Consider the following 12,982-nt stretch of genomic DNA (forward strand, 5'->3'; position numbering starts at 1 on the left):
GTGCCCTTGATGGTGTGGACGAGGCGGAAGATGTTATCCAGGATCTTGGCGTTGTTCGGCTCCTGCTCGAACTTCACCAGCTGATTGTCGACGGTGTCCAGGCTCTCGCTGGTCTCCGTCAAAAACTCCCGCAACAGATCATCCATGAAATACGCCTTACCAACCTTGCCAGGCGGAGGGTGTCGTGGTGACGCCTGATCCGCTTTCTCACAATCGACGCAATGCCCTCCCCTCGATCGTTAGACATCGCATTTCACGGCCGCGTTAATTTCGACCTCCGTGCTAATACGGATATTGAAGACAACTTTGTCGTTTCCGCTGCGCCTCGGCAGCTTTCGACAAAACCGACCGCAGGCGTCGCGGCGACGACGCAAACGGTCGGCGTGCCGCGCAACGCAGAACGCTCCGCAAAAGAAAGCCTCGGCGGTGAAACGCGCTACGCCGGCGCCGCGCGGGTAAAGTCAAATCATCCGCATCCGTCATCGCACGTAGGGCCGGCGATTGCTGCCCCGGCCGCGACGCATGCGATGGGCATTTGAGGTAAACAGACCCTTACCCCATGAACGCATCGGGCGAGGACGCGCTAACCCAATCGCGCGGCCGAGAGAACTCTGCTGGCGCGGCACAGGATCCGATGCGCTCAGCCTCCCGGCTGCAAATCAGCAACCGGAGCGCGCTCTCATTTCCGTCGCAAATGTGGCGAGGTGTCCGCGACGTGTATGTGGACCAATACACAACTTATGTTGTATTATGGACCAGCCGTGCACAGCACCACGACACGCAACGCATGGCATGACGACGAACCGCAGCGCCGGATTGATTTCGCATGATTGCAAGCGGTCGCCCGCCCAATCAATTGCTCAGGACGCTCGATGCGGCGGACTTCGCGCTGCTGGAACCCCATCTCGCAACCGTCGAGCTGGTCAGGGAGATGTCCCTGGGCGTGGACGGAGCTCGGCCAAAGCAGGTCTACTTCCCGCTTCGCGGCGCGGTCTCGACGACGGTCAATCTCGTAGAGGGGCAGACGATCGAGGTGGCGATGCTGGGCCGCGACAGCGTCATCGGCAGCGGTGCGACGCTGGCTGGCTGGACTGCGCTGGCAGACGTCGTCGTGCTGTTTCCCGGCACGGCGGTCAGCCTGGACTGCACCGCATTTCGCGGTATCGCTGACAGAAGCCCGCGGTTCCGTCGCCTGATGGTTCGGCACGAACAGGCGCTGCTGGCGCACGCGCAACAATCGGTGCTCTGCAACACGCTGCATCCGGCCGAAGCGCGCCTCGCGCGCTGGCTGCTGCGTGCCCGCGATCTCTGCGACGGCGCGACCGTTCCAGTGACACAGGAGTTGCTGGCGCAGATGATCGGCGTGCGGCGCAACGCAATCTCGCTGGTGGCGCACTCGTTGCAACGGGCGGGCATCATTCACTACAGCCGCGGCCAGATCGAAATCACGGACTCCCATGCATTGGAGGCAACATGCTGTGCGTGTTACGGCGCGGTGAAGAATATCTATGCGCGGCTGCTGGTATCCGCTCCGTGAGCCAGCAGACTGGTGTCGTGGTGACGCAACTTCATGTGCACGCCGACGTGCACATGAGCTGCCCGCGACCTTGAGGACGCTATATGTCCAATTGCCAACATATCCCGAAAGGCACATGATGCGAGCCACAAAACCCGTGCAAGGGATGGCGAATGCGTGTCAGCGCTTCGCCGCTGGGAAAGACGGGAGGCAGCTATGGAAACGATGGTGCGTCCATCCAATGGTTTCCTGTCTGCTATGTCGGCGGATGATTATGAGTTGATCCGCCCGCACTTGCGCCTCACCGATCTGCCCCACGAGGCCGTACTGGTGGAAGCCGGCCAAACGCTCAAGCGCGCCTATTTCCCGCATCGCGGCGTGATCTCGCTGGTCGTGGAACTCGCCAAGGGCGAGCATGTGCAGGTCGCCATGATCGGCCGCGACAGCCTGCTCGGAAGCTTGTCGGCGATGGGCGATGCGAGTGCGATGAACAGCGCGGTGGTGCTCGTCGGCGGCACCGCCTCGGTGATGGATCTCGACCGGCTGCGGGCGGCGGCCGACCAGAGTTCCTCGTTGCGGACGCTGCTGGCGCGCCACGGGCTTGCGGTCTACGCGCAGGTCCAGCAGACCGCCGGCTGCAATGCCGCCCATCCCGTGGAGTCGCGGCTGTCGCGGTGCCTGTTGCAGATCCACGACCTGTCAGGCGACGTCAGGCTGCTGCTGACCCAGGAAAACCTGGCACAGATGATCGGCGCGCGGCGCAACAGCGTGTCGCTGGTCGCCAACACGCTGCAGCAGGCCAATTTCATCCACTACAGCCGCGGCCACATCCAGATCAACAATCTCGACGGGCTGCGCCAGACCGCGTGCGAATGCTACGCCACGGTGAAGACGCAGTACGACCGGCTGCTTGGGTCGCGATGATCCAAAGGGCTGGCTGCCGCAACCAGGCGTGAAGTTTACACGGCGTAGACATTCAGCGGCTAGAACCGTCGCATGCGCGAAGCTGCCGTCCTGCTGTCTGCCGAATCCTCCCTTGCCGCCGAGCCGGCACGGGATCCCGGTGCATTCGAGGCGCTGGTGCGGGAGATCGGAGAGGACGGGGCCGGCGAGGTCCGCGCCGTGTTCTGGAGCGAGACCGATGCACGGCTAAAGCTGTTCGGCGATCTCACCCTCGCGCAGCAGCGCGCTCGGATCGAGCGCGAAGCCCATTCGCTGAAGAGCGCGGCGCGCACCTTCGGCTATGAGCGGCTCGCGGCGCTCGCCCAGCAGCTCGAACGAGACGCGGCGGCGCTCGACGACGACGCCTACCGCAAGCTGCTGGACGCGATGGCGAAAGCCTACGCCGCAGCGCGCGACGAGGACGTCTGATCCCTCGCGCAAAAATCCCGCCGTACTTCTACGGCTTGGGATTTTCACACATGGCTAATCAACACTTGGCTAATCATAGGTGGCGATAGTCGCGCGAGACCAGGAGGGTTTCCATGTTCACCTATGAAACCGCGGACCAGAAGGAAGTCCGCCGCTTCCGCATCGCTCAGTTCAACGGCCGCATGGCGACGGTGAAATCGGGCGAGGAGACGGTGACCGGCTTCGTGCGTTCCGTGCTGGAACAGGAATCGAGCACCCCGCCGCGCTGGACCATCACGATCATTCCGAGCGCAGCGAAGGACGAGATGAAGCCGCTGCGTCCGAGCTCGCGCCTACGCCCCTTCGCGGACGACTATTACTGAAACCACCCGGCGCCCGGCCCGCCGCAGCTCGTCACAGCCCGCCTCAATCGATCGAATGTAGCAGCGCCGCGCGGACCAGATCCGCGGTGTTGCGCGCCCCGAGCTTGCGCATGGCCTCCGCGCGATGGCTCTCGAAGGTGCGCGGGCTGATCTGCATCCGCAGCGCGCCCTGCTTGTTCGAACAGCCTTCGCTGATCAGCCGCAGCACCTCGCGTTCGCGCCTGGTCAACCGCTTCGAGCCCTGCGGGCCGGAGAGCTCGCTGCCGGCCGCGCGCAGGGCGAGCGCCGTGGGTCCGGCCTTCGCCTCGGCGTCGTCGATCCCTGACACTCCGTTTCGCGGCGCGCCGCCGAGCTGCTTGACCAGCGTGCAGACGCGCTCGGTCTGCGCCAGCGCATTCTCGACCACGCGCTGCAAATAGGCGCGATCGGCGGAGACCGGCGAAAGCTGGTCGCTGTGATGCTTGATCTCGCCCATGTAGAGGAGAAGGGCGGTCAGGGGGCCGTTGAGTTCGCGGGCGATCGCCGTGGCGGTTTCCTCGGAAGCCTTGGCACGGGCGGCGTTCAACTGAGCGAGTTCGAGCTCCTGCGGAGAAGTGCTGCTTTCGTACCAAGCCGACGATCGCGAATCAGCGATCGGATCATTCTGATGCCCCATGCGATTCGTTTAGCGGAACCCGGGGCGAATCGTGGTTAACTTTCTGTTCCGTAAGACTACGGTGATTTTGACGGTTTTGTGCTAGATCTCCGGGCGGTGGCGCAAGTCATGCGTGCCGAGACGCGCAATGGGCCACGCACCGGTTGCAAAACCTGCCTAAATCTCAGCCACCTCATGAAATCCCTTCTTAAGGTCGGAGCGGACGGCGGAAGCCGCGCCGTACGACTTTACCAATTAATTAACAGTGACTTGCTTCTCTGGAGCACAGTTGAGAGCGCGCAAATGCGTCCACGCGACGAACCAGTAACGGTTCCGGAAAAGTTGCGGAAAATTGCGTGCCATGAGCCAGGTCGAACAGCTCTGGGAATTTTTGCAGCGGCTGACACCGCTATCGCGCAGCTGTCTGCTCAGCGAGCTCGAGCGGCTGGAGCTGTGCGGCATCGACATGCCGGGCTCGCCCGACATCCAGGCGAAGCTGCGCGCCGAATTCCGCAAGGACGGATCGACCCAGGCGCGCGCCATCAATCCGTCGCGCCCCTTCTTCGCACCGCTCGAGCTGTTCTTGATGGACGGCGCGCCCGAGCACGCCAATATGGGCCGGATCTCGCGCAACACGCTGACGCCGATCTGGGAGTGGATCTGCCGCGACCTGCTGCCAACCATGGCGCGCGACTACATCAAGGCGATCAACGACCAGGTCGCCGCCAATAAGCCGAAGGACGTGCAGAAGACCGCGACCACGTTCCAGATCAAGGTCGTCAAGGTCCTCGAGAACACGCTCGCCTCGCCCGACGGCACTGAGCTCGCCCGCGCCAAGCTCGGGCAATACACGGCCTCGCGCTTCGCCTTCGACGACGTGACCAAGATGCTGCAGGTGCTGCGCGCGAACGCCGCGCTGGCGAAGTTCAACGAGAAGCTGCCCGAGAAGATCTCGAAATTCGACGACGGCCAGGCGACGCAGATCGCCGCGCGCCTCGACACATTCAGGAAGGCCAATCCGGAGGCGCTGCCCTTTGCGCTGGCGCTGGTGGCGCGCCGGCTGAAGACGCCCTGGCAGCTGATCCGCCTCGCCACCAGGGCCGCGCCGACCAAAACCGCCGCCGATATCGCCGCCACGTCCTATGCCATCACGGTTCCCATGGTGCTCGACCGGCTCGACGACAAGCGCCTCGCGCTCCGGGTCGCGCTCAAGCACAACCGGGTGCTGATCGCACGCGACCTGCTCGCCGAAATCTATGACACCGAATATGCGCTCAAGGTCCGCATCGACGAGATCGAGTCGTCGGAGTGGGGCATCCGCCTCCAGCAATTGATGGACGCGATCGCCGCGCTCGTCGCCGCCGAGGTCAGCCGCTTCCCCGCCAATGTCGGCCACATCCTCGGCTCACGCCGCCTGCGCAACCATGACTCGCTGGCAGGCAAGCTGACCTATCTGGCCTGGAAGGGACGCGATGCCGTGCAGGACGGAGCGGCGGCGTTCCGGAAACTGATCGGGCAGAGCTGAGCTCTGGGGCTAGTTCCGCGGCACGCGCGGCAGGCTCAGGAAACGATCGATAAATCGTCCCGACAGCACGAACCAGAACCACCACGTCATCATACGCCGCATCGTCATTGCTGCGATCCTCACGCAGCCCATCACCACATGACCCCACTCATAGCGCGGGTGCGGCCAGACGCATGTGAGGTACTTCACACTTGGTCCGCCCGGGCGAACCGGGTTCCTCCATAAGTCGAACCCGACGGACGCAATCGTCTTGGAACCGTGACGGCGGCTCGGAAGTTTTTTCGTCAAAACAACCCCATGCACAGTAGGGGCTAGGGGGCGGCCTCCAAGGAAAGGCTCCCGCCATGTCCCTGTCTCATGTCGATCCGATCTCGCTGCCCGACAGCGAGCACCAGCTTCAATTGCGCCGCGCCGTGATCGCCTCCACCATCGGCACCGCCATCGAGTGGTACGATTTCTTCCTCTACTCGACGGTCACCGGCCTCGTTTTCGCAAAACTGTTCTTTCCGCATTCCGATCCGTGGGTTGGCACGCTCGAGGCCTTCGCGATCTATGCCGTCGGCTTCATCGCCCGTCCCATCGGCGCGGCCATCTTCGGACATTATGGCGACCGCATCGGCCGCAAATCGACGCTGATCGCCACGCTGCTCCTGATGGGGCTCGCCACCTTCGCGGTGGCGCTGGTCCCGACCTATGAGAGCATCGGAATCTGGGGCGCGGTCATCCTAACCGTGCTGCGCTTCGTCCAGGGCGTCGGTGTCGGCGGTGAATGGGGCGGCTCGGTGCTGATGTCGATGGAATGGGCACGCAACGATCACTCCCGCGGATTTATCGCCTCCTGGCCGCAATTCGGCGTGCCCTGCGGCCTGTTCCTGGCCAACCTCGCCGTGCTCGCCTTCAGCCAGATGTCCGGCGAGCAGTTCTTGTCATGGGGCTGGCGCGTGCCCTTTGCGCTGAGCCTCATCCTGGTCGGTGTCGGCCTCTACATCCGGCTCGGCATTCTGGAGACGCCGGTGTTTTCCAGGCTGGTCGCGGAGCGCAAGGTCGAGCGCACGCCGATGCTGCAAGTGATCAAGGAGCATCCGAAGGAGATCTTGCTGTCGGCGTTCGCGCGGATGGCCGAGCAGGCGCCGTTCTACATCTTCACCGCCTTCGTCTTCGCCTATGGCGTCAAGACGCTGAACGTGTCCCGCGACTTCCTGCTCACCGCGGTGCTGTGCGCCTCGGTAGTGTCCTTCGTCTCGATCCCGCTGTTCGGCCATCTGTCCGACCGCATCGGCCGCAAGAACATGTACATGATCGGCGCGGCCGTGACCGGCGTGTTCGGCTTCATCTATTTCCGCATGCTCGACACCGGATCGGAGCCGGTCATCTTCCTCGCCATCATCCTGTCACTGATCCCGCATGACATGATGTATGGCCCGCAGGCCGCGCTGATCGCCGAAAGCTTCACCGGGCGCCTGCGCTACAGCGGCGCATCGCTCGGCTATCAGCTCGCCTCCGTCATCGCCGGCGGTCCGGCGCCGCTGATTGCGGCCTGGCTGTTCGGCACCTTCGAGTCGGCAACCGCCATCGCTGCCTATATCGCACTGTGCGCCGTGATCAGCCTGATCGCGACCGCGGCGATGACCGACTACACCGGCAAGAACATCTCGGGAGAATATAGAGCGGGCTACGCTGATGAGGTTGAGGTTGGTTGCGAGCCGCGAACGAAGGTGCGCTCCCTCTTCCGCTTGCGGGGGAGGTGAAGTGAGCCTGCGGCCCGATTGATTCAATCAAAGGCTATCTTGCTCTGGCAGCCGTTTTCGGCAGGCATATGCGTGAAAGGAAGGACCTCGCAAATGAGATCAGTGAGAATGACGTTGACCATGGCCACGTTGCTGGCCGGCGCACTGGCGATCAAGTCCGCGGCCATTGCGCAGACCGCGCCGCCGCCGGGCAATGCCGCGCCGACTGCTGAGGATGCCGTCATGCTCACGGTGTTCTTCAAGCACGATCAGTCGCGCCCGCTGCACGAGCTGAATGCGCAGCTCGAGAGCCAAGGCTACTACAAATCCTTCCCGCCGCCGGGCGTCGAGGTGGTGAGCTGGTACGTCATGATGGGCATCGGCCAGGTGATCACGCTGCGCCTGCCGGCCTCGCGGCTGCGCGAGGTCAACCGCATCATCGAGGACAGCGCGTGGGGACCGTACCGGACCGAGTTCTATCCGACCTATGACTACAAGCCGGTCGGCATGGCCCAGCACGACAAGGCCGCCAGCAAGTAATACCGGCGTTATTCTATGAGGCGACGTCGCGCGCGGTGTCGCCTCATCGCTGGGTCAGGCAAGTTGCCGCTTCGCATGCGCAGCATGCGCGGATATCGCAACGATTGCAGCGCCGCGTGCGCGAGACAAACGAGGGTGTGAAGTCTTCTTCAACGGGATCCATACAATTTTACATATGATGAGGGCTTTAACGTTACCCAAATAATTCAACAATGATGCTGAAGCTCTCCATATTTGGAGCCGCGCTCACCGTTATGAAGTTGTCACGGAACGGGAGTGCTGTGCGATGGACGAGGGGCTGGGCGAGCTCGCCGGACGGAAGACTGTAACCTTTGGACGGCGGAAAGTGACGCCGCGCGCCTGCGTGGCGGACGGCAAGCGGCACCTGCGTGCCTTCATGAGCGAGGTGCTGGAGGATCTCGGCTTCGTCACCAGCGAATGTAGCAATGCCGACGAACTGCGTGGCGTGCTCGCCACGGAGCTCCCCGACCTGATCCTGCTCGGTATTGCCGTCGACGGCATCGAGCCCGGACGATTTCTGGAGATCCTGGTGCGCGAGCAATTCGGCGGCAAGGTCTTGGCCGTCGGCGCGCGCGAGTCGATCATCGTCAAGGCGGTGCAGCAGGTCGGCGAGGAATATGGCCTTGCCATGCTGCCGCCGCTGACAACGCCGTTTGCCGCGGAGACCCTGCGCGACCGCATCGCGATGCTGCTGCCGGACGAGCCCGCGCCGAGCCCCGCCGTGCATGTCGGCGAAGCCTTGCATGCAGGCTGGCTCGAGCTTTGGTACCAACCGAAGATCGACGCGCGCTCCTTGATCCGGTGCGGCGCCGAGGCGCTGGTGCGGATGCGGCATCCGACCTGGGGCGTGGTGCCGCCGGCCTATTTCATTCCGGAGGAGCGCGATCCGCACTTTCGCGAACTGTCCGAGTTCGTGATCGAACGCGCCCTGCAGGACTGGCACTACCTCCTGGAGCGGCAGAGCCCGGTCGATCTCTCGATCAACCTGCCGGCCACTTTCCTGCACGAGCACCAGGCCGTGCGCGATCTTTGCCGGCGCATGCCCGCCCACCCCGCCTTCGGCGGGCTGACGATCGAGATCGAGAGCTCCGAGGTGATCGGGGATCTCGATCTGCTGCTCGACGTCGCCGCCGAGGTGCGCTTTCACAACATAGGGCTCGCCATCGACAATGTCGGCACCAACTGGCCGGAGCTGATGGGGCTCGACCGGTTTCCCTTCGTCAAGCTCAAGGCCGACCGGCATTTCGTCACCGGCAGCAGCTCAGATGCGCTGAAGCGCAACGTGTGCCGTCACATCGTCGAGCTCGCCCAGGATTACGGTGCGCGCAGCGTCGCCGAAGGCATCGAAACCCGCGCCGATCTCGTCGCCGCCAACGAAATCGGCTTCGATCTCGTGCAGGGCTATCTGTTCGGCAAGCCGATGCCGCTGAAGAAATTTGCCAGGAGCGCGCTGACGCGGACGGTGATGGGACAGGGGTGAGGCGGCGGTCTCACCAATCGCCGCGCGAAGGCAGCGCAGACGACGAGCGCGGGCGCTGCGACCACCTCCGAGGCGAAGATCGTATGCCCAAAGCGCGATGGGTTTTGGCTGAATCGATTTGGCACTTGCTTGCTCAACCTCTCCCGCTTGCGGGAGAGGTCGGCGCGAAGCGCCGGGTGAGGGCTCTCTCCACTTGGGGATTATCCGCTGCGGAGACACCCTCTCCCCAGCCCTCCCCCCGCAGGCGGGGGAGGGAGCGCACCTAATCCCATCGCGCTCTAGCGGCAGACCCACGCGCCATTGACCAGCACGCGGGCGCAGGTTGGCGCCGCTACGGCGGCTCCTACGGTTGCTGCGCCCACGGCCGCTCCACCCACTACCGCGCGGCGCGTCGTTCGACGCGCGACGCCGGCGACACTTACTGGCGTCGCCGGCCGGCCGACGCGGGCCTGTGCGCTCTGAATCGAGAACGAAAGACCATCTTCTTCTGACCACTGCACAGAGCTTATCGCTGCGCAGGCGATAACGGCACCGGCCAACCACAATTTAGTTCGGTATTGCATGACAGCCTCCTTTGTTGGGTCGATAGACCTACTTCGCCTCTCGCTTCTTGCTTGCCCGCTTGAGCGGGGCTCCGGACGGCGGATTCGCTGGTTCGCCTTCCTGGATACAGGTGAGGAGATCTACATAGCTTTGACTGTCGGCAATTGAAGTCGCCTCCTTTTCGCAGCGATCACGAACCGGACCGGCACTGGCCGACCAGAGAACGACCAGCTGCTGCTGAGCGTTCGTTTCATCGCTCATGCATTGGTCGAAACTCTGCCCCAAAACGATTCCATTCGTCTTGTCATCGGCCGCTGTGGCCTTGCACAGCGCCTCCACATTCAAATGAGGAACGCGATCGGAAACAGGCGTCACCAATTGGCCTCCGAGGAGTGCCGCCGACAACAGCGCGATCTTCATCCTGACCTCCCTCAGGTCCTGCTAAGCCTTGATCTGCTTCCACCAATGCTCCCGTTTGCTGGTCCTTTGCGATCAGCTACTCGCAACCTTCCTGACAGCCGGCGGAGACCAGGAGCCGTTGATAATCGAAGGCCCCTTCTCGTTCGGCCAATACATCCGCAGCATCAGAATGAACTTGCCGGCGGGCGCAGGCAGCCAATTCGACTCCTTGTCCGATCCAGGCGAGTCCTTCTGGATATAAAGGTCGATCGTTCCGTCCGGATTGGGCTTGAGGTTCTGACGGGCACTGATCGAATATCGGTTGATCGGATTGGCGACGAAGAAGTAGTTTTCGTCGTACATCGTCAGAGACCAGAAGCCGCCGACGGGCGGGAGCTGTCCCTTCGGGAAGCGCATCACATACTTGTTGCTGCCGACGTAGTCCTTGCCATCCGCGTCCTTCTGCGACGTCGGATAGCAGGCATCCTGAATGCGGTTGGCGCCGAGCCCGATGGCTGTGACCAGGGCACGATTGAGATAATCGGTGCCGTAGACGCCCGTCTGCGAGTCAAATCCCCAGCCGTTGGTGTTTCTGATGGCCTTGTTGACCTTGAACTGGATCATGATGCGGTCGAACGCGACTTGCGGGATGCGCTTCGCAAACGCAGCGTCGAGCTTGCCGGCATCAAAATCCTTGCCCGGAACGAGGCCGATCTTCGCGAATTTGGCGACCTCGGCAGCGTCAGCCGCCACCGGCGGATTACGCTTCATGAGTTGTGCCAGAAGGCTGAAATAGGCAGCAGCGTCCATGCGGTTGACCTGATCGCGCACCGCGGTCTTCATGTCGATCGACGGATCGACCTTGCCCGGTGGGGACGTGTAGGGCTTCCCATAAGCGCTCAGGGGAACGAGCTTGAACTCATCCTGAGCGGCGTGCACCGCCGCGTAGTCCTCGGGTGTGCCGGTACAGTAGATGCGACCCAAGATCCATACGATGCTGGTGGGCGACTTGTATTCCTTGACGCCGGCAGGGAGCGTGCCTTTCCAGCCGGGCCCGGTGATCGCATAGGTCTGTGCTTTGGTACCTGTCGTACGTTTGCCGGGGACCTGGAACACGTTTGTCCAGCCATCGAGCATTGGGAACAGGAAATAGCGGTCCTTCATGTCGGGCATACTGAGCACCCACGGCTCGTCTCCCACATCGATAAACGCACTGGTGTAGAGCGTGTCGGCATTCGGAGCCGTCACATCCCGGAAACTTGCATCGGGATACGACCGCAGCTTGATGAGCTGCCCCATGGGCCCGCGCGTGCCCTCGACCGAGGCCGCATTGGTTATGACCCGCCGCGTGATCTCCATTGTCACGAGCGGATAGCCAAAGACATAGGCATCGGTGGCAAGCCAGAAGTCTTCGCCACCCTCGACCGCATTAAGCAGCGGACCGTCGTAGTCCGCTCGGCTTGATGAGAGTGAAAGCGCCGAGAACGCGGTCCCCAGAGTGGCGGACAGCAGATTACGCCGAGTGATGGTCATGACGCTGCTCCTAATGACTCTGGGTCTCGTGAATTCAATTGACTATGGACGCTCCAGCAACGATGGGCGGATTTCTGTCAGTCGCGCGAGAATGCCGATCACTGCTCCACCAGCGAGACGAGAGGGGCGATACTTGCTATGCGGATGCTGTTACCGTCATTGCGAAAATGGGGCATGCGATGCATCAAGGGAGATAACTCTCCCCATGCAATGAGCCTCGGAGTGCCAGAACAGGCGTTGATCCAGATCAACGTCGATGATCGCATCGCGATGGCTTCAGATCGCGGTGGTCCGAATGAAGGCGCTGACGCCTACGGTGACGGGACAGCGCCGAGATCGGCCTCATGCAAATCTTCGGGCAAAGGCGACGCAGACAATCACGAGCAGGGTGGCTACGATCATGCTCCACGCCACCGGCTCGTGCAGGACCAGGCCGGCCAGAGCGAGCCCGAAGAACGGCTGAAGCTGTTGCAGTTGGCTGATGCTGGCGGTGCCGCCGAGGGCGAGGCCGCGATACCAGAACACGAAGCCGACGAACATGCTGAAGACGGAGACGTAGGCAAGGCCGATCCAGGCCGGCGCGCCGATGCCGTCCCATGTTGGCGGCAACGATAGGATCGCGACCGGCAGCATCAGCGGCAGTGCGAGAATGAGCGCCCATGAGATGACCTGCCAGCCGCCGAGCCGGCGCGACAAAGTCGCGCCTTCGGCGTAGCCGAGGCCGCAGAGCAGGATCGCGGCGACCATCAGGAGATCGCCGCGGAGCGAGCCCGCGCCGCTACCCGACAGCGCAAAACCCGCGACCGTCGCGCTGCCGAGGATCGAGAACAGCCAGAACGGCAATCGCGGCCGCTCGCCGCCGCGCAGCACGGCGAAGATTGCGGTCGCAAGCGGCAACAGGCCGATGAAGACGATCGAATGCGCCGAGGTGATGTGCAAAAGCGCCAGCGCGGTCAGCAGCGGGAAGCCGACCACGACGCCCAGCGAGACGATGGCGAGCGAGGCAAGGTCTTTTCGCGCGGGTCTTTGCTGACGAAGCAGGGCAAGCAGCGCCGCTCCCAACAGCGCGGCGACCACCGCGCGCGCCGAGGTCAGGAAGGTTGCGGAAAAGCCGCCGACCGCGACGCGCGTCGCCGGCAGCGAGCCACTGAAAATGACGACGCCCAGAAGTCCGTTGCCCCATCCGTTGCCGGCCGATTGCATGTCGCCTCGCTTTCGCGCGGTCGACCTTGGCCTTTTGAGGGTGGCGAGACCAGCGACAATCCCATACAATCTGGCCAAACTGTATCAGTATGGAAGCCCATACACTTGGACGAGCTGACGCAAAGCAG

Annotated in this window: 14 protein-coding genes; 9 read left to right on the top strand and 5 right to left on the bottom strand. The window is 63.0% G+C overall.

The annotated features are described in order from the left end of the window. The coding region (locus SO140_RS27030) for an Hpt domain-containing protein (protein ID WP_232577507.1) at positions 1-146 on the bottom strand (146 nt) is incomplete at its 3' end. 75 nt (positions 147-221) lie between these two features. Between SO140_RS27030 and SO140_RS27035 the strand changes: the two genes are divergently transcribed. The 5 genes from SO140_RS27035 (at position 222) to SO140_RS27055 (ending at position 3,249) form a co-directional block, all read left to right on the top strand. Further along, positions 222-539 carry a hypothetical protein gene (locus tag SO140_RS27035; protein WP_449380636.1) on the top strand — a complete coding sequence of 106 codons (318 nt, stop codon included), beginning with the start codon at positions 222-224 and terminating at the stop codon, positions 537-539. A gap of 287 nt (positions 540-826) precedes the next feature. After that, positions 827-1,537, top strand: coding sequence for a Crp/Fnr family transcriptional regulator (locus SO140_RS27040; protein WP_449380635.1), 711 nt, complete (start codon positions 827-829; stop codon positions 1,535-1,537). A gap of 195 nt (positions 1,538-1,732) precedes the next feature. Next, positions 1,733-2,440, top strand: coding sequence for a Crp/Fnr family transcriptional regulator (locus SO140_RS27045; RefSeq protein WP_449380634.1), 708 nt, complete (start codon positions 1,733-1,735; stop codon positions 2,438-2,440). 72 nt (positions 2,441-2,512) lie between these two features. Beyond that, positions 2,513-2,887: an Hpt domain-containing protein gene (locus SO140_RS27050; protein ID WP_449380633.1), complete on the top strand. Its 375-nt coding sequence runs from the start codon at positions 2,513-2,515 to the stop codon at positions 2,885-2,887. A gap of 113 nt (positions 2,888-3,000) precedes the next feature. After that, on the top strand, positions 3,001-3,249 hold the full coding sequence (locus tag SO140_RS27055) for a hypothetical protein (protein WP_449380632.1): 249 nt from the start codon (positions 3,001-3,003) through the stop codon (positions 3,247-3,249). A 43-nt stretch (positions 3,250-3,292) separates the two neighbouring features. On the opposite strand, the gene SO140_RS27060 is transcribed toward SO140_RS27055, so the two are convergent. Beyond that, entirely contained in the window at positions 3,293-3,904 is a 612-nt protein-coding gene (locus SO140_RS27060; RefSeq protein ID WP_449380631.1) for a LuxR C-terminal-related transcriptional regulator, read from the bottom strand. A 340-nt stretch (positions 3,905-4,244) separates the two neighbouring features. Between SO140_RS27060 and SO140_RS27065 the strand changes: the two genes are divergently transcribed. The 4 genes from SO140_RS27065 (at position 4,245) to SO140_RS27080 (ending at position 9,176) form a co-directional block, all read left to right on the top strand. After that, positions 4,245-5,408, top strand: a complete 1,164-nt coding sequence (locus SO140_RS27065; protein WP_449380630.1) for a hypothetical protein — start codon at positions 4,245-4,247, stop codon at positions 5,406-5,408. Between the two features lie 344 nt (positions 5,409-5,752). Further along, positions 5,753-7,156 carry an MFS transporter gene (locus SO140_RS27070; RefSeq protein ID WP_449380629.1) on the top strand — a complete coding sequence of 468 codons (1,404 nt, stop codon included), beginning with the start codon at positions 5,753-5,755 and terminating at the stop codon, positions 7,154-7,156. A gap of 108 nt (positions 7,157-7,264) precedes the next feature. Further along, positions 7,265-7,675: a hypothetical protein gene (locus SO140_RS27075; protein ID WP_449380628.1), complete on the top strand. Its 411-nt coding sequence runs from the start codon at positions 7,265-7,267 to the stop codon at positions 7,673-7,675. A 286-nt stretch (positions 7,676-7,961) separates the two neighbouring features. Next, a complete protein-coding gene (locus tag SO140_RS27080; RefSeq protein ID WP_449380627.1) occupies positions 7,962-9,176 on the top strand; it encodes an EAL domain-containing response regulator in 1,215 nt (404 codons plus the stop codon). Positions 9,177-9,767: 591 nt separating this feature from the next. Here SO140_RS27080 and SO140_RS27085 read toward each other — a convergent pair. The 3 genes from SO140_RS27085 to SO140_RS27095 form a co-directional block, all read right to left on the bottom strand. Next, positions 9,768-10,139, bottom strand: a complete 372-nt coding sequence (locus tag SO140_RS27085; protein WP_449380626.1) for a hypothetical protein — start codon at positions 10,137-10,139, stop codon at positions 9,768-9,770. Positions 10,140-10,211: 72 nt separating this feature from the next. Continuing rightward, complete coding sequence (locus tag SO140_RS27090) at positions 10,212-11,651, bottom strand: DUF1254 domain-containing protein (RefSeq protein WP_449380625.1); 1,440 nt, start codon at positions 11,649-11,651, stop codon at positions 10,212-10,214. 342 nt (positions 11,652-11,993) lie between these two features. Beyond that, positions 11,994-12,854, bottom strand: a complete 861-nt coding sequence (locus SO140_RS27095) for a DMT family transporter (protein ID WP_449380624.1) — start codon at positions 12,852-12,854, stop codon at positions 11,994-11,996. Positions 12,855-12,982 lie beyond the last annotated feature (128 nt).

It is taken from the genome of Bradyrhizobium sp. UFLA05-108 (genome assembly GCF_059803455.1).